At 40.2% G+C, this 18,171-nt stretch carries 11 protein-coding genes and 1 pseudogene; 8 read left to right on the top strand and 4 right to left on the bottom strand.

Translation table 11 applies throughout. The annotated features are described in order from the left end of the window. The first annotated feature begins 78 nt into the window (after window positions 1-78). Window positions 79-813: a hypothetical protein gene (locus ACKPCE_RS14990; RefSeq protein WP_319505773.1), complete on the top strand. Its 735-nt coding sequence runs from the start codon at window positions 79-81 to the stop codon at window positions 811-813. Window positions 814-1,338: 525 nt separating this feature from the next. Further along, the gene (gene xyn10D/fae1, locus ACKPCE_RS14985) at window positions 1,339-3,489 is read left to right on the top strand and encodes a bifunctional endo-1,4-beta-xylanase/feruloyl esterase (protein WP_319505772.1); all 2,151 of its coding nucleotides are present in this window, start codon (window positions 1,339-1,341) and stop codon (window positions 3,487-3,489) included. 144 nt (window positions 3,490-3,633) lie between these two features. Here xyn10D/fae1 and ACKPCE_RS14980 read toward each other — a convergent pair whose 3' ends face one another. Next, window positions 3,634-7,659 carry a hybrid sensor histidine kinase/response regulator transcription factor gene (locus ACKPCE_RS14980; protein ID WP_319505771.1) on the bottom strand — a complete coding sequence of 1,342 codons (4,026 nt, stop codon included), beginning with the start codon at window positions 7,657-7,659 and terminating at the stop codon, window positions 3,634-3,636. Window positions 7,660-7,926: 267 nt separating this feature from the next. Between ACKPCE_RS14980 and ACKPCE_RS14975 the strand changes: the two genes are divergently transcribed. The 4 genes and pseudogenes from ACKPCE_RS14975 to ACKPCE_RS15730 all read left to right on the top strand — a co-directional run bounded on the left by ACKPCE_RS14975 (window position 7,927) and on the right by ACKPCE_RS15730 (window position 14,195). Beyond that, window positions 7,927-10,452, top strand: coding sequence for a glycoside hydrolase family 9 protein (locus ACKPCE_RS14975; RefSeq protein ID WP_319505770.1), 2,526 nt, complete (start codon window positions 7,927-7,929; stop codon window positions 10,450-10,452). Window positions 10,453-10,496: 44 nt separating this feature from the next. After that, window positions 10,497-11,621, top strand: coding sequence for an alpha/beta hydrolase-fold protein (locus ACKPCE_RS14970; RefSeq protein WP_319505769.1), 1,125 nt, complete (start codon window positions 10,497-10,499; stop codon window positions 11,619-11,621). A 12-nt stretch (window positions 11,622-11,633) separates the two neighbouring features. Then, window positions 11,634-12,950: pseudogene (locus ACKPCE_RS15735) on the top strand (family 43 glycosylhydrolase); the annotation flags it as partial. Continuing rightward, the gene (locus ACKPCE_RS15730; protein WP_462676497.1) at window positions 12,951-14,195 is read left to right on the top strand and encodes a family 8 glycosyl hydrolase; all 1,245 of its coding nucleotides are present in this window, start codon (window positions 12,951-12,953) and stop codon (window positions 14,193-14,195) included. A gap of 63 nt (window positions 14,196-14,258) precedes the next feature. Here the strand turns inward: ACKPCE_RS15730 and ACKPCE_RS14960 are convergent, their stop codons facing one another. After that, window positions 14,259-15,221: a glycoside hydrolase family 43 protein gene (locus tag ACKPCE_RS14960; RefSeq protein WP_229097888.1), complete on the bottom strand. Its 963-nt coding sequence runs from the start codon at window positions 15,219-15,221 to the stop codon at window positions 14,259-14,261. Window positions 15,222-15,714: 493 nt separating this feature from the next. On the opposite strand from ACKPCE_RS14960, the gene ACKPCE_RS14955 reads away from it, so the two are divergent. After that, window positions 15,715-16,209, top strand: a complete 495-nt coding sequence (locus ACKPCE_RS14955) for a pyridoxamine 5'-phosphate oxidase family protein (protein ID WP_319505767.1) — start codon at window positions 15,715-15,717, stop codon at window positions 16,207-16,209. 15 nt (window positions 16,210-16,224) lie between these two features. On the opposite strand, the gene ACKPCE_RS14950 is transcribed toward ACKPCE_RS14955, so the two are convergent. Next, window positions 16,225-16,653, bottom strand: coding sequence for a DUF3788 family protein (locus tag ACKPCE_RS14950; RefSeq protein WP_319505766.1), 429 nt, complete (start codon window positions 16,651-16,653; stop codon window positions 16,225-16,227). A 141-nt stretch (window positions 16,654-16,794) separates the two neighbouring features. On the opposite strand from ACKPCE_RS14950, the gene ACKPCE_RS14945 reads away from it, so the two are divergent. After that, complete coding sequence (locus ACKPCE_RS14945) at window positions 16,795-17,556, top strand: helix-turn-helix transcriptional regulator (protein WP_319505765.1); 762 nt, start codon at window positions 16,795-16,797, stop codon at window positions 17,554-17,556. A gap of 6 nt (window positions 17,557-17,562) precedes the next feature. Here the strand turns inward: ACKPCE_RS14945 and ACKPCE_RS14940 are convergent, their stop codons facing one another. Continuing rightward, window positions 17,563-18,147, bottom strand: a complete 585-nt coding sequence (locus ACKPCE_RS14940) for a nucleotidyltransferase domain-containing protein (RefSeq protein WP_319505764.1) — start codon at window positions 18,145-18,147, stop codon at window positions 17,563-17,565. Window positions 18,148-18,171: the final 24 nt, after the last annotated feature.

Raw genomic sequence — 18,171 nt, 5'->3', positions numbered from 1 at the left:
ATTATTATATAGAATAAAGTGGCGGGATTCACTGAGTGGAACCGCTACTTTTATAGTCTTAATTAAAAACGAACAGGAATGAAATATGTTTTTTTTATATTTAGTATAATTCTTTGGTCTAGTTGTAATAATGACATACTAGAAAACATAGATAATGATAAAGAAATAGTGACAAGGACTTCGTCTTTGGATAGCTATTATTTTGGAACGTCTTCAAATACGCCATTAGCTGACATCGTGGTTAATAATAAAGGTGTATCGCATCAAGACTACTATACAATATTGTCTTATCAACAAGTTGGCGCTACTTTTACAGACATTGAGCCTCAGATTCTAAGTACTCCATCTTGGATAAGTATTGAATGCCGGCATGTATACTATAAGATATATGTTATATTTATTACAGTGGAAGTAAATACGTCTAATGAAAGAACTGGCTTTGTTCAACTAGTACAACCGGGATCCAATAAAACATTATCTATCCGTATCACTCAGAGTGGAACTAATAATAATGTTACTATTGGAGTAAATAGCCCTTGTAAAAATCAGTATAAATTCGTTGCTACTACTAATTATCCCGTTGAAGATAATATCAGAATTCAGGTACCTTTTATTGTGTATAATGATAATGGTGAAATGAGTCAAAATGCAATTATTTCTATTGTTAAAGGTCAAAAAACAGGCTCTTATGTGATGGATTATAACGGTTCTCCTTTAGTTTATTATCACGGCGATTTGAAAGGATATAAACTTTATGAAGGGCAAATTAGTGGAGATAGTACCTATGTTTATCATTTTACACGTTATTGGTAGCACTTTGGACAGATATAATATTGTTCATTTGTCAAATGCGTAATTGTATATAAAAAGAAAGAGCAGGTGTTTCATGTCTTTGAGTTACTACAATCAAATAAAAATGAATACCAGCTTTTTTTAACACGCTTTTGAGATCTGTGAACAAGAATACTATTGTATACGCAACGAAGATAAATTCGTTCGAATAGACTATTTAGTTTAATTTGTAAGAGTAAGCATATATTCTTTCTAGCGTGTAATTACGCCATTTCCGTTGTGTCACTATCGGAGCACAGAAGTCATCATTGAGATAAAAGTTTAGTGTATTGAATTCAGGAAATGTCGATGCATTCATTAGAGGAATATACATTTTACTTCAAGTAAATGTTCTAATGCGAATCGTCTGGTTCGTTTTTTAATTGATAACATAGTCTGACGGTTAGAACGATTTAGTGACGTTTAGTAAAGACATATTTACTAAAATAATAGTCTTCTTTTCGTATATAAGCAGGTGTAGAATATAACCTTTAAAATAATTACAAGATGAAACATTTATTCAAGTTTTCCCTTTGTGCATTGACATTTGCCATGAGCACAGCTACCGGAACTGCACAAAATAGCGGAACGGGATTGAAGGATGCTTATAAAGATTACTTCTCTATCGGTGTGGCTGTTAATATGCGCAACATTACGACACCCGAACAAATAGCGATCATTAAAAATGACTTTAACAGTATTACGGCGGAAAACGATATGAAGCCCCAACCAACTGAACCTGCTTATGGACAGTTTAACTGGGAAAATGCTGATAAAATCGCAGACTTCTGCCGCAGTAACGGAATAAAACTCCGTGGGCACTGCCTGATATGGCATTCTCAAATAGGTCAATGGATGTATCAGGACGAAAAAGGAAATCCTGTGTCGAAAGAAAAATTGTTCGCCAACATGAAGCATCATATTACAGCTATCATGGAACGTTACAAAGATGTTGTATATGCGTGGGATGTGGTGAACGAGGCTATTTCTGACGGTGATCGACAAGGCGGCTGGCCTGGTATGAGGCAGCAATCCGGTCCATATCGCAATTCGCCTCTTTATCAGATAGCGGGTGACGAGTTTATTAAGAAAGCCTTTATCTATGCTCGTGAAGTTGATCCTGATGTGTTACTCTTTTACAACGATTATAATGCGGCCGACCCAGGTAAGCGGGACCGTATTTACAACATGGTTAAAGCCATGAAAGAAGAGGGCGTGCCTATCGATGGTATTGGTATGCAGGGACATTATAATATCTATGGTCCGAGTATGGAAGATGTGGATGCCGCATTGACGAAATATTCCACGATAGTGAAGCATATCCATATTACCGAGTTGGATATTCGTGCCAACGAGGAGATGGGAGGTCAACTTAACTTCAGTCGGGAAGCTGGTAATATCAGTCCGGTAGTGAAAACACTTCAGGAAGATCAATATGCGCGTCTGTTCCGTGTTCTTCGTAAGCATAAAGATGTGGTGGATAATGTCACTTTTTGGAATCTTTCAGATCGCGATTCATGGCTTGGTGCACGCAACTATCCCCTCCCTTATGACGAGAATTACAAGCCAAAACCCGTTTATAATATAATCAAGGATTTTGATCCGGCACTTGACGTTGCTGAAGTAAAAGAGGATTTCCGTCCTTCCACGCTTAACCAGCCCGGACAACAGTACCCGATGGTTAATTCGCAAGGATATGCACGTTTCCGTGTAGTTGCTCCTGATGCCAAATCAGTTATCGTCAGTCTCGGATTAGGCGGTCGTGGCGGCACAGTGCTTCGTAAAGACAAGGAAGGTGTGTGGGTAGGAACTACAGATGGTCCAATGGATGAAGGATTTCATTATTATCACCTTACTATTGACGGTGGCGTATTTAACGATCCGGGTACTCTGAATTATTACGGCTCTTGTCGTTGGGAGAGCGGTATCGAGATTCCGGCTCATGATAGTGATTTCTATGCAATGAAGCAGGTACCTCATGGAAATGTTCAGCAAGTTTATTTCTATTCCAAGAGTACAAACGCTCATCGTCGTGCGTTTGTCTATACACCGCCTACTTACGGTAAAGACAAGAAGAAATATCCTGTTCTCTACCTTCAGCACGGATGGGGAGAAGATGAAACGGCATGGTCCAATCAGGGAAACGCAAATTTAATAATGGATAATCTGATTGCCGAAGGCAAGATTACTCCGTTCATCATCGTAATGACGTATGGCATGACGAATGATATTAAATTTGGACGTCTAAATGAATTTACAGCCAAAGAATTTGAAACAGTATTGGTGGACGAGCTGATTCCTTATATTGATAGTAATTTCCGTACGCTGGCCGACAAGAAACACCGTGCCATGGCAGGGCTTTCTATGGGAGGCTTTGAAACGAAATTGATAACCTTGCGACGACCGGAGATATTTAACTATTACGGACTGTTGAGCGGAGGTACATATGCACCAAGCGACATCAAAGACCAGAATCAGGTGAAATCTATCTTTATCAGTTGTGGGAGTAAAGAGAATCCGGATGGTGTGACTAAGGCGGTGAACGATCTCAAAGCCACAGGATTAAAGGCGACATCTTATGTGTCTCCTGGTACAGCTCATGAATTCTTGACTTGGCGTAGAAGCCTATATCATATGGCACAAGAGCTTTTCAAATAAGATATGAACCCAATGAAATTTGGATTATTGAATTTCATTGGGCTCACAATAAAGAAAGTTTTTAACTTAAAGGTTAAAACATAATATATTATTTGTGCTTTTTATACTTGGCCTGCACTGTCTGTGAAGATCGTGCAGGTTTTTCTATTTCAGGTGTTCTTCCATATATTTTGTTGGAGGAACACCGTAAAGCTCTTTAAAAGCAGTTGAGAAAATAGTAGGATTCGCAAAACCTGTTAAGTCAGATATTTCTGCCATTGTATAACGCTTTTGAGTAAGTAAAATGGCAGCTTGCTTTAAGCGGGTATTGCGAATGAAATCTCTAGTAGTCTGATTGGTAAGCTCTTTGAGTTTACGATGCAAATGTACTCTACTTATGCCAATCTCACTTGCAATTAATTCTACTGTTAGATTAGGATTACTTAAGTTCTTATTAATCGCATTCATAACACGCTCCATCAATTTTTCGTCGGGAGACTGTAACTTAATCTCCTCCATCTTATCTTCGTGATCTTGATTACCACTGAAAGTATTGCGCAATCTTTCTCGGCTATTGATCAGGTTTTGTACTGTTTTTCTGAGAATTTCAATATGGAAAGGTTTAGTCAGATAAGCATCTGCACCAACTTCCAAGCCTTCAATATTATCTTCTTCTCTTGTTTTTGCAGTCAGCAAGATAATGGGAATATGGTTTAAATTTACATTCTGTTTTATTTTCTTGCATAGTGTCAAACCGTCCATTTCGGGCATCATTATATCACTGATGACTACATCCGGTTTGCGTTTGAAAAGCGTATCCAAAGCTTCTTTTCCATTACAGCTTTCCAATATGTGATAATCGGCAAAAAGTTCTTGCTTAATGTATCTGCGAATTTCTTCATCATCTTCTACTATCAATACGCGATATTTTGTTTTTTTGCGAACTTTGAGTTCTTCTTCATCTCCACTCTCTTCTATAGCTGGTATTGTTTCTGCAGGTGTATATGCGAGCTCATTATCAGTAGAATTATCTAGCTCTTCCTGTTTTAAATGACTGTAACCCATAGGCAGGCGAATGACAAAGCGGCTACCAATACCTTCCGGATTGTTTTCGGCGTGAATATGTCCGTGATGTAATTCAACTAATGAGCGAGTAAGGTGCAGGCCAATACCTGTGCCTATGTTTGAGTTATTTAAATGATTGCGTATTTGATAGAACCGTTCAAATATGTGCTCAATTTCTTCTGGTGCAATTCCGATACCTGTGTCGGCAATTATAATTTCGGCATAATTGCTTAAAGTAGTTTCTGTATCTTCGCTATGGCCAGATTTGAGGTATATATCAACACGTCCACCTTCCGGAGTAAATTTAAAGGCATTTGAAAGAATGTTTAAGATCACTTTATCAAAGTTTGTAGGATCAATCCATAAACCAAATGTATTGAAATTTTCATGATGAAAGGTCAATGAGATATGTTTGTTGACTGTTTGCCCAGCAAAAGTATTGCATAGCTCCTGAATGAATGCCACCATATCTATTTCTCGAAACATAAGAGACATTTGTCCTTTATCAATTTTACGGATATCCATTAACTGATTGATGAGTCGAAGAATGCGTTCCGCATTTCTATAAATCGTATGATATGTTTTCTGTCTTGAAGGATCGCCGTCAGTAGAGATTAGTTTCTGAAGAGGACTAATAATAAGGGACATTGGCGTGCGAATTTCATGTGAAATATTCATGAAAAATTGCAATTTGGCTTCGTTGATTTGCTCTGCATGGATGTGTTGTAGCATTTCTTGTTTGGTTCGGTATCGATGTTTGGCTTGCAATATAATAAACCAGATTGTTCCGCCCGTCAACAATGCATAAATGAGTTTGGCCCACCAAGAAGCCCACCAAGCCGGATGAATATATATTGTGATTTCTTTTACGTCTGAATCGACCATGTAATCTTGTACTTTCACCTTGAAGTGATAGGTTCCTGGCGACAGATTACTGAATGAGACTCTATTATTACCAATTGGTAAACTAACCCAATTGTTATCATTCATTGCATATAAATAAGTTATACGCTCGGGATTATTCATTTCTAGTGTAGAGAATTCTATAGTGAATGAATTATCATTGTGCGAAAGGTCAAATCTTGTGGCTTCAAATACCGGTTCATTAATAATTTCTCTTCCTCCGGATAAAACACCTTGTCTTACCGGTTGATTATGTAAATAGAAGTCAGTGATGCGTATATTCCACTTTTTGGCGGGGTTAGTAATCTCTTGAGGGTTGAAATAGGTAATGCCATCTGTTCCTCCAAACCAGATTATTCCATTAGCGTCTTTGAATGAGGCGTTCTTACTAAATTCATTCCCCTGCAATCCATCACCTACAAAATAATTGATAAATTTATGGCTGCTTCGGTTATACTGTGAAATGCCGGCATTTGTACTTATCCATAAATTATCTTGTTCATCGCCAACAATAGCATAAACAGCATCGCTGGGTAACCCATTCTCTGTGGTAGATGTTACTAATTGTTGATTCTTTGGATTCCAACTAGATAATCCATCGGATGTTCCTATCCAAATAATGCCTTTTTTATCTTCATAAATGGAAAATACGATGCGACGAGTAAGCACCTTTTTAGTTATAAACTCATCTGAGTTTAAGTTGATGCAATATACACCATCGTAAGTGCCTGTGTAGAGTTTATTGTCTTTAGAATAAAGCAAACAATTAATCCATTTGTTGTTCTTGTTGGCCTTTTCGGGATACTTTAGTTTATTCGTTTTGAGCTCATAATAGTACAGACCAGCTCCCATAGTAGCTATCCAAAGCCTTTTATTTTTGTCTTCAACAAAATCATATACACGTTGAACTCTATTCCCTTCTTGATCCAGTAGCTCTTTTAAATAAATGCAACGGCCTGTTTCACGATCAAGTCTGCACATTCCTTTAGTAAAAGAACCTATCCACATATTTCGTTCGGAATCTTCATAGAGTCCGAATACAGTAGACGGTACATTCTCTTCACTATCTGTATCTGCCGGATAGAAATGTTTTTTTTGTTTTAGTTCTTGTGTAATACCATATATGCCATCATTGTCTGTCCCTACCCACAAGGTACCTTCATGGTCACGGCAAAGAGACGTGACACTATTTGAACCGATGATATTTTTATCTATGGCCTTATTTCCAATGTACTTGAAACTATTAGGTTGTGCGGGAATCATCATTACCCCTTTTTGATAGATAGCGAGCCAGAAATTACCGGTATTGTCTTTTAGAATAGAGTGTACTTTTGATTTGTTGGAATCAAAATAACTATTGTCAAATGGTGCATCCGTTATCTTCTGCTGTTTAATGTTATACACTTTCATTCCTTTCCCATCTGTTCCTATGTATAACTCATTTTGGTTGTCCGGGTATAATGATTTTATAGGTAAGTTCTGTTTTCCTTTGTACGGAATGGGTTTAAATGAATCACTTGATTGATCATATACAAAAAGCCCTTTACCCATTGTACCTACATATATATTGCCATTCAGATCTTCGCAGAAATCAACGATAGTTATTCCCTTCTCATTTTTTAAATAATGGGTCACTTTCTTCTTATCCGATATTTTGTATATACCATTTTCTCCTTTAGTGATCCATATATTCCGTTTTTTATCTTCAATCATATAATCAGTTGAGGTGGCGGCTATGGGCAAATTGAGCATTTTTACAACCAGTTTTTCTTTCTTTATAATCAGTTTACATAAAATATTTCCTGATACCCATATTTCTCCATTTTGTCGTTCTAAAATAGCAATAATGTTGCTGTCAAACAGATCCCCGTTTTCCCATCTGGCTTGCGGAGTAAAACGATCAGTTGCCGGATCGTACATTTGAATACCAGTATAAGTACCGATAATCAGGTTTCCTTTGCTGTCTTCAAACAGCGTGCGAACATAATTGTGACAGAGTGAATGCTCGTCATTCTTCTTGTGTTTGTAAACGGTAAATTTGACTCCATCGTATTTATTCAGTCCATCTTCGGTGGCAATCCATATCATACCATTTCTATCTTGATATATTTTGTTGATCAAGCTGCTTGACAATTTACTATTCGTGGTGAACAATTGGCACGACTGACCAAAAGTAGTGATTGAAAAGAATAGAATAAAGAAGATACTTAATGTGTTTCTCATATTGATAATACTGTTTGTTACTGCAAAATTAAGCATATTTTCAAATAAAAAAAGGATTGTCTCCGCTAATGTAACAGAGAAACCGTATGTTGTAACATCTTCAAAAGGTTATGTAACATGATGTGGCTGATAAGTCGAAACAGTACACTAATATTGTTGCTGTAAAGAATGGAAGAAGAACACATTTATTTCCTGCCCATTCATTTACTTAAATTGCCATAGCAATAGGTCAGTAAACTAATTGTGTTATATAATACTTAATCTAATATGAAGATCAACAGATGTCAAATAAGTCTTTTTACTATCGGATTTATTGGTTACATAGTATTAAGTGGATTTCAGAAAGAGACAGTCTACATGAAGGAAAATCACTTGATAGTGAATGATTCTGACTATTTTGAGACGCGTGGATTAAACTATTTTGTTTTCAGTAACATATATGATGCTACTTTCGATGATTCGAAAATCAGTGCTGTTGAGATCATACATCATGGAATTCGTACCGCAACGAATGGTGATGTGCGATTGAACCCCACTCCCGGACAATGGGATAAGCTGCCTCGATTCATTGATCGTAAGGTTGATCAAAAAAATAAGAGAATTGAGGTTTCATTAAGCTACCCGGAATATGCATTTGATTATAAATTGGTTGCAGAAGCTAAGGATGGAGGCCTATATCTTAGCGTATATACGGAGAAAGCATTACCTGATAAATTGTGTGGCATTGCCGGACTTAATCTCGAATTTGTGCCTCCAGTGTTTTGGGGACACTCATACATACTTGATGACATACACGGTTTGTTTCCAACTTCTCCGGCAGATTTCATGACCACTATTCAAGGAATTGTGGAGCCGGAACCGATAGCAACCGGTCGCAAAATAGAAATAGCGCCCGATGATCCTGAAAAACACGTGTCTATACGTACAACAGATGGTAATACCCTCATGTTATTTGATGGACGCAACAAACAACAAAATGGAAATTTTGTGGTTCGAACATTACTTCCGGGAAAGAAGACGGGAAAAATTGCCGAATGGTTTATTCAGGCTGAAACGGATACCCAGTGGATACGCAAACCCCTTGTTGCTTATTCTCAGGTGGGATATCATCCGGCTCAAAAGAAGATGGCTGTAATTGAACTGGATAAAAATGATGAAGTACTGCATGAAATAACATTGTTGAAAGTAGGCAGCGACGGAAGGCTGACGAAGGTATTATCAGCAATGCCTGCAGATTGGGGAATCTATACCCGTTATAAGTATAAACAATTTGATTTTACTGCAATAAATGAACCAGGTATCTATGTTTTGGAATATGATAAACTGCGTACCGCTCCTTTTCCCATTGGAAAAAATGTATTTCAAAAAGCATGGTTCCCCACGTTAGACGTATTCTTTCCTGTCCAAATGGATCACATGTGTGTTCGAGAAGCCTATCGAATCTGGCATGGAGCGCCACATCTCGACGATGCCTTGCAAGCACCCCTTAACCGTAATCATTGGGATGGATGGCACCAAGGACCTACTACCGACAATAAATATAAGCCGCTGGAACACATTGAAGGTTTAAATGTAGGAGGGTGGTTTGATGCGGGCGACTTTGACATCCAAACACCTTCTCAGCAATCTGTTGTTCAGACTTTTGCAGATCTTTGTTCAGACTTTAGAGTTTCTCGTGATCAAACAAGCATCAATCAACAAACCCGTTACACAGAAATACATGTTCCCGATGGTAAACCTGATTTGTTGCAGCAATTGGAACACGGAGTCTTGCAACTAATAGGACAGGTTAATGCTGTAGGATATGCGATACCCGGCATTACCGAATCACATTTGTATCAGTACAGACATTTGGGTGATGCAGTGAATAAAACGGATAATAAGGTATATAATGCTAATTTAGATAGTTTGCAAACCGACGGATCAACCAGCGGTACCTTTGATGATCGTTGGGCATTTACTAATAGAAATCCGTATCTGAATTACGGTACAGCTATTTCTTTGGCAGCTGCAGCCCGTTGTTTGAAAGAGTATAATCCACAATTAAGCATGGAAGCCTCCAGAGTCGCTCAGTTTATTTGGAAAGACGAACATTCACGTCCCACTCCCGAAAAGATTGAATTTGGTGGGCGGAGTTTTAATAGTGCTGATTTCATGAATAGCGTGGAATGCAGAGCCGCTTTTGAGCTTTGGCGTACAGTAGGTGATACTGTCTATAAAAACAGAATGCAAAAACTGTTCTCGATTCTTTTGACGCAATTTGATAGAAACGTTTCTGTTGTTGCAAGAATATTACCTTTTCTGGATAATCAGATAAAGAAACAGGTGGAACCTATGGTGCAAACGTATGTCAAACAAGTGACAGAACAAAATAAAGAAAACCCGTTTGGAGTTCAAATCAGTCGTTTCTCTTGGGCGGGAAATCACGGAATTGTTCAAGAAGCCATTATCACTTACCAACTTCATCTGCTATATCCTGATATCGTTAAACCAGATTTGATTTACCGAAGCCTTGATTATCTTTTCGGATGTCATCCTTTTCATAATCTTTCGTTTGTGTCGGGTGTTGGAGCGCAGCCCAAGAAAGTGGCGTACGGCAATAACCGGGCCGATTATTCCTTTATTCCCGGTGGAGTTGTGCCCGGAATACGTATTGTAAAGCCCGACTTTCCTGAAAACAGAGATGATTATCCTTTCTTATGGAGCGAAAACGAATACGTTATCGATTTGGCGGCCAGTTATATTTATTTGGTGAATGCAGCAGATCATCTATTAAACAATAGCGGCAAATAGTTATGCAGTCTATTTTATAAATTATACCAAACTCAAAATTAAGTATGGAAAAAAGATTAATTCTTTTAGTAACGTTTCTCTCGGTGGTCATGATTGCTATGGCTCAACCTGTTTCTGACAGTGATACTTCAGGGAGTGTACGTTCAGTGTATTGTGTCAGAGGTGCACAATACCCTCGGATTACACCGGATCATCGTGCCCAGTTTAAAGTCGTAGCCCCTGACGCTAAATTGGTGCAAATTGATTTGGGCAAAAAATACGATTTGGTTCGTAACGAAAAAGGTGAGTGGTTGGGTACCACTGAACCGTTAGGCCCGGGCTTTCATTATTACTTTCTCATTGTTGATGGCGTACGTGTGGCCGATCCTTCCAGTGAGTCTTTCTATGGTTGCAGTATGCACACCAGTGGCATTGAAATACCTTATGCCAAAGATGTGCTTCAATATGAACTGGCCGATGTACCTCACGGCGAAGTTCGTATGAAGAGATATTTTTCTAAAACGGCCAATGCCTGGAGACGCATGTTTGTTTATACTCCTCCCTGCTACGAAAAGAGCGAAAAGGAATATCCGGTGCTGTATCTTCAACACGGTGGCGGTGAAGATGAAAGAGGATGGGTGTTGCAAGGCCGTACCGATATCATTCTCGACAACCTTATTGCTCAACAGAAAGCAGTTCCTATGGTCATTGTAATGTGCGATGGTAATTCTCAAGACTTCACGGCGGAACTTTTAAATGATTGTATTCCTTTTGTAGAAGAAAACTATCGCGTGAAGAAAGATCGCTCTCATCGTGCTTTAGCCGGACTTTCAATGGGAGGTATTCACACATTAAATACCGCTATTCCTCATCCTGAACTGTTTGCTTACGTTGGTGTCTTTAGCTCCGGATGGTGGGCGAAGGCTCCTATGCCCGGCTTAATGAAGATGGATACGGAAACATATTATTCACTTCTTCAGGAAAAAAAGGACGAGTATAATGCTAGTTTTAAAGAATTCTGGATATCCATGGGAGGGAAAGAAGACATTGCTTACGAAAACTGTCGGATCATGAGAGAACGTTTTGACAAGATAGGCATCAAATATACGTATTATGAAACCAATGGAGGACATACATGGCCTGTGTGGCGTGAAAGCCTTTATCAGTTTGCTCCGCTTTTATTTAAATAAAAAACCTTCTATATGAATACTAGAAAAATTTGGTTAACCTTTTTATTATGCCTGATGGTTCATTTGTCGGGAGCTCAGAATCCCATTATCCGGCATCAATTCTCGGCCGACCCTACGGCAAGAGTTTTTGATGGAAAAGTATATGTTTACCCGTCGCACGACATTCCCAGTCCCGTTGAACGGTTAAAGGAATGGTTTTGCATGGCAGATTATCACGTGTTTTCTTCCAACAATCTTGTTGATTGGGAAGATCACGGAGTTATTCTTAGTCAGGAAAATGTTCCTTGGGTGAATGCGGAGTCATATTCCATGTGGGCTCCTGACTGTGTCTTTGCCAACGGTAAATATTATTTCTATTTTCCAGCGTCTCCTAAAGGAGAAAATCAGCGAGGGTTCAAAGTTGGCGTAGCCGTTGCCGATAAACCTACCGGTCCTTTTACTCCATTGGCTGAACCGATTAAAGGCATAAATGGCATAGACCCATGCGTGCTGATTGATAAAAATGGTGAGGCTTATATTTATTGGTCAGGAAGAGGAATGTATGTTGCGCGCTTGAAGAGCAACATGACAGAACTGGCTTCGGAACCTGTACAGATTAAAAATTTGCCCGAAGGTTTTATGGAAGGCCCTTTTGCCTTTGAAAGAAACGGAAAGTATTATTTCACTTTCCCGTGGGTGCAAGATAAAACCGAGACGTTGGCCTATGCCATGGGCGACAGTCCGATGGGACCGTTTGAATTCAAAGGGCTGATCATGGATCAGTCGGCCACGGGCTGCTGGACCAATCATCATTCTTTAGTAGAATACAACAAACAATGGTATTTGTTTTACCATCACAACGATTATTCTCCTGCTTTTGATAAGAATAGATCCGTACGCGTTGATTCTCTTTCTTTCAACGCAGACGGAACGATCAAGAAGATAGTGCCTACTTTACGCGGAGTGGGACTCACGACTGCAAGCAGTAAAATTCAATTAGACAGGTATAGTCAAATCAGCAACCAGGGTGCAGCGATTGCTTTCGTTGATGAAAACAATAAATTTGAAGGATGGAAAGCCGTCTTTACTAAGTCCGGAGCTTGGTTGCGATATAACAGAGTCGATTTTGGCGACGGTGGCTATCGAAAAATGCAAATGAGAGTAAACTCCTCTACCGGGGGGATGGTTGAAATAAGAACGGCAGATAAAGCTGCCAAATTGCTTGCCAGTCTGGTTGTTCCGAAGTCCGACGGATGGATTGAAAAGGAGTATGATCTAAAACTTGCTTTACGAAACGTGCACGACTTATCAGTCAGTTTGAAAGGAGAAGGACAAGTTGAAATAGACTGGATGCGCTTTGGTCAAAACGCCGGTGAGTTTGCCGTACAAAGCAGGGCTTCCATAAAACCTTGGGAGCAGGGAGCCTTCGAAACCCGTAAATACCGAAATTTATTTGCTGAGGCCGGATACACACAAGCCGATATTGATGCCAAATTAAAGTCGATATTCAATGACCTCTTTTACGGGCCCAATAAAGTTTATTTTGAGACAAATGATTCAATGGCCTACGTCAGTGATATAAAAAACCACGATGTGCGCACCGAAGGTATGTCTTACGGATTGATGATTGCCGTACAGTTTAACCGAAAAGATATTTTTGATCGTTTGTGGCGTTGGTGCAAAAAATATATGCAACACCAAGAAGGTCCGCTCGAAGGCTATTTCGCCTGGAGTTGCAAGACCGACGGTACGCGTAATGCTCAGGGACCGGCTTCCGATGGCGAGTTATATTACGTCACTTCGTTGATTTTCGCTTCCAACAGTTGGGGCAATGACTCGGACATTAATTACCTAGGAGAGGCACAACACATCCTCAACTGTTCCATGAAGAAAGACGGAACCAATCGGGTTATGCCTCTTATTAATATGGAGCACAAGTTAATAACCTTTGTTCCCGATACCTTTGGAGGACGATTTACCGACCCTTCTTATCACGTTCCTGCCTTTTATGAAGTGTGGGCCCGCTGGGCAAACGACGGAAGAGCCGACTTCTGGAGAGAATGTGCTGCGCGTAGCCGAGAATATTTGCATAAAAGTATTCATCCGGTAACGGGACTCAATCCCGATTACAATAACTACGATGGCAGCCTTCTTAACATGAAACGCGGAATTATAGGCGATGCTTTCCGCTTTGACTCGTGGCGTGTTCCGATGAACATCGCCTTGGATTATTCGTGGGCTTGTGCAGATAAAGAATGGCAGCAGGGTTACGGCAATAAAATTCAAAACTTCTTGTACAGTCAAGGTATTGATACATTTGTAGATCAATACAATGTAGATGGGACAACTGTTGCAGAAATACTAGACGCAGGAGGGTATAAACAGTTAAGACATTCTCTGGGACTGGTTGCCACTGCCGCAGCAGCTTCGCTGGTTACTACGCACACAAAGAGTTATGAGTTTGTTGATAAGTTATGGAATGCTAAACATGAACCTTACGAAGACGGGTATTTTGATGCCTACTACGATGGTTTGTTACGTTTGTTTGCTTTCATGCATTTGAGTGGAAACTACCGCATTATTTTCCCCCAATGAGTTTATGCATTAAGAGGTGAGCATTTGCCCACCTCTTAATCTATATATAACAAATAGTGATCGTTACTTCTTGGCTACACCCTCTTTGGTTTGATTTACATAAATCATCTTACCATCGGGTGCATACTGCAATTCATCCACACACACACTGCGCCTTCCTATTGCTCCGGCACGTCCGTTAATGGTCAACGTAGCATTGTGATAAAACAAATACCATTTCTTATTAAATTCAATGATTCCCGGGTGAATTGTAAAGCTGTTTTCAGCCATTCCGGTCAGCTCACCTTGTGGAGTCCACGGGCCTTTCATGGAAGAAGCCGTAGCATAAGCAATGGTTTCCTTGCCTTTTCCCATTGAAGCGTAAGTGAGGTAATACATGTCGCCACGTTTGTGCAACCACGGTCCCTCAACATATCTGGGCACATTAATCACCTCAATATCACCATCCAGCTCAATCATGTTGCTTTTTAATTTGGCAAGAAAACAAGTTCCGTTGCCCCAGCATAACCACGCTTGCCCGTCATCATCAATCAGTACGGTAGGATCGATGTCATTCCACCAGCCGCGTGCACCGTTTGAAGTCATATCATCGGTCACCAAAGGCTTGCCAATGGCATCAACAAAAGGACCGGTAGGGCTATCGCTCACCGCAACTCCAACCGTTTTACTGTTATAAGGAGCACCTGCCTGAACGGTTGTATAATAATAGAACTTACCGTTTCTCTCCACTACCTGCGACGCCCAAGCTTCGCCCACTGCCCACTTAAAATCTGTCGGCTTCAAAACCGATCCGTGGTCCGTCCAGTTTTGCATATCGTCTGTTGAATAACAAAGCCATTCGGTAATGTTAAACTCCTGTCCGCCCGAGGCCGTATCTTGTCCATCCCTATACTCATCGTGCCCTACGTATAAATAGAGTCGCCCGTTGTGTACCATCGGGGCAGGATCTGCCGTAAATTTGTTTTTAATTAAAGGATTGCCTGTGTTTTTAAATACAGGAAGACTGTTTTGTGCACTGCAACTCATCAATATGAGTATGGCATTGACTAGAAATAAGTTGATTCGTTTCATAAAATATTATGTTTATGGTTCACTGGAACAAATATAGGTTCTTTGTGATTCATAAACCCCTTTTGAATGATACGGATATGTTTGTACATGTAACATCCTGCCTTTTTTTTATCCCATCAGACACTTTATCTCTTCGTTGACGCTGTGCTTATTCATTTTCTCATGCAAACTAAGTGATTTCTCCTTTATTGACAGTTCGTCCCCGCTACCCGTGACGAATGGCACCGCTAGCGGGGACATACGGCACCGCATGCTGTGACGAATGGTTTCCATACCTGTGACGAACTAATTATAAGGAGCAATCAACTTAGTTTGTGCTAAAAGAGAGAGTAGGGAATGCTTTATTTTTAAATAGGAAGTGCAGGGTAAAAGAAGAGATTGTATCTTTGCCGGGAATTTAAATCAGATGGTTAATCTAAAGATTGTTTCATTTTAAAATATAGAATATATGTTCAGAGAGATGCGCCGTAAGAAACAGTTGTTGTCGACTGCCGACACAATAGCCGTACTAAACCGCATGACATCCGGAGTGCTGGCACTCTTGGGTGATAACGATTACCCGTATGCAGTGCCCATTAGCTATGTGTATCACGAAAATACCCTATACTTTCACAGTGCGTTGGCCGGTCACAAGGTCGATGCCATTGCTCAAAACAGCAAAGCCTCTTTTTGTGTCATTGAGCAAGACCAGATTGTGCCCGAAGAGTACACTACTTATTTCAGAAGCGCCATTGCCTTTGGAAAAATAAGCATGGTGAATGACGATGTTGAAAAACGAACAGCCATTGAACTACTGGCCGAAAAATATTCTCCGGCGCAGGAAGAAGGGCGTTTGAAGGAGATAGAAAAAGGATTTCATCACATGTGCGTGATCAAACTCGACATAGAACACCTAACGGGTAAAGAAGCCGTGGAACTGGTTCGTGCCGGTAGACAAAAATAAGAAAGAATTATCGATTTATTTTAAGCTCTTCTTGAAATGAACCAAGGTCAGTAAATTGGTCATTGCTTCATCGTTATGCACATCAATAATCAGAGGAATTAATTTCCCTATGCTTTTGGCTTGTGCCAGTTGCTGTTTGAGAGAGTCGGCAATACTTAGCGCATCGATACTTTCCAAGTGTTTTTCGGTGAAATAAAAGCTGGTTTTGAAATAGTGTTCCCAAATGGAAAGCCAAAAAACGGTCTTCTTCTTGTTAACCACCTTGCAAAGCCATGCTTTTCCGTCGTTATAGTATCGCCATTCCATGGCTAAGCCCTCAGTTGGAGAGGTGATGTTTTGAACGAATCCCTGAAATAAATTGTAATTTGTTTCGCCTAAAGCGTTTCGCAATACTTCCTCGGAAGGAAATATATCGGGATCACTTAATAACATTTGTGTTTCCATAAAGATGATTCTTTGTTTTTGACGTCCAAAGATAGTTTTTTTTCAATCAAATGATGTAGTTTTGCAATAAATGTTTAATAGTGATTTGACACTGTTGCCAAGAATAAAAGTCAGAAATATAAAAAGAATATGGTACCGACAATGAGTGTAAAGAACCCAACTCCCCAAGAATTATGGTCGAGGCAGCGCATTAGCAGTCTCGATGTGGATTATGACTTTTGGAACGCCAGGAGAGAGGTGATTCAATCATTTGCACAAATGAGTAAAAGTTGCATTTTTACGGTTGATGTTTTTAAAGGAAGATATGACTTTGCGTCCGATAACTTTTCGCAGCTCTTTGGATACGATCCGCAATGCATCAGCAACATCCGGCACGAAGGTGACTTGCTGGAGGAAAGAATTCACCCTGACGACCGGGCGCAATTGCTTGACTATCAGGTGGAGCACGGGCAATTTATTTATTCGCTTTCGCCGGAATACCGAAATGACTACCGGCAGATTTTTCAGATGCGCATGCTCAATGCCAGAGGGCAGTATGTAAATGTGGTGAGTCGGCAACAAGTTCTTGAGCAAGACAAGAACGGCAAGGCGTGGATTGTGATGGGCATAATGGACATAGCGCCCGATCAGTTGCTTACCGATAGGGTGAAACGGACGGTGGTAAACCGACGAACGGGGGAGGTGCTGGCTATTGACTCGACCGGTGTCTACCAACGGTTAACCAACCGGGAACGGGAAGTGCTTCTGTTCATTCGCGAAGGTCTTCTGAGCAAAGAGATTGCTTGCAAACTCAACATTAGCATTCATACGGTAAATAACCACCGCAAAAACATTTTGGAGAAACTAAATGCAGATCACGTGATGGAGGCCGTCAACACGGCCCGTCGGCTGGGCATTATTTAGCAGTTATCAGGGCATCCAGTCCAGACTGTTGGTTAACGGATGGTTGTTTCGCCATTGCTCCAGTTCGGCGTAGCTTTTAACTTTCCCGGTGAACACGGCCTGATAGATTTCTATTCCCGGAATGATTGTTCCCCGGGGTACATCAAACTTAATTTGAAGAATGATGCGACGAAGCTCTGGCGTTAGTTTGCTTGCAACGGCATCCGTCACTCTTTCAACCACCCCGTCGTATTTAGAGCCTTTGCGAATGTGAATCATGTCGAACTTCCACACATTCATCTCTTTGTCTTTGTACGAAGCGTGCCATTCTATGCACTCCTCTTCCGTATCAATGAGGTTTTTGTACTGAATATCTGTCAGGCAAAGCCGCTCCGCTAACTCTTGCATCACCGAGAAACTCTCTGCTACTTGAAGCTTTTCGGTATAGATATGAAGATCAATATCCAGGTTTTTCATCATTAACCCCGATTTCAAAGAACCTACTATGTGAATGGTCGCACCTATTTTCTGCCATGCTTCTATTAGTTGAGCTTCCTGTAGCAGATTAAATGCAAGCTGTTGGTTTTGGTCGGCAATTGAAAGAAGATCCATTGTTCCTATTTTTTTGATGGGCTA

It is taken from the genome of Bacteroides graminisolvens (genome assembly GCF_963666085.1).
Classification (GTDB): domain Bacteria; phylum Bacteroidota; class Bacteroidia; order Bacteroidales; family Bacteroidaceae; genus Bacteroides; species Bacteroides graminisolvens.
This window is presented reverse-complemented; position numbering and strand designations above follow the sequence as displayed.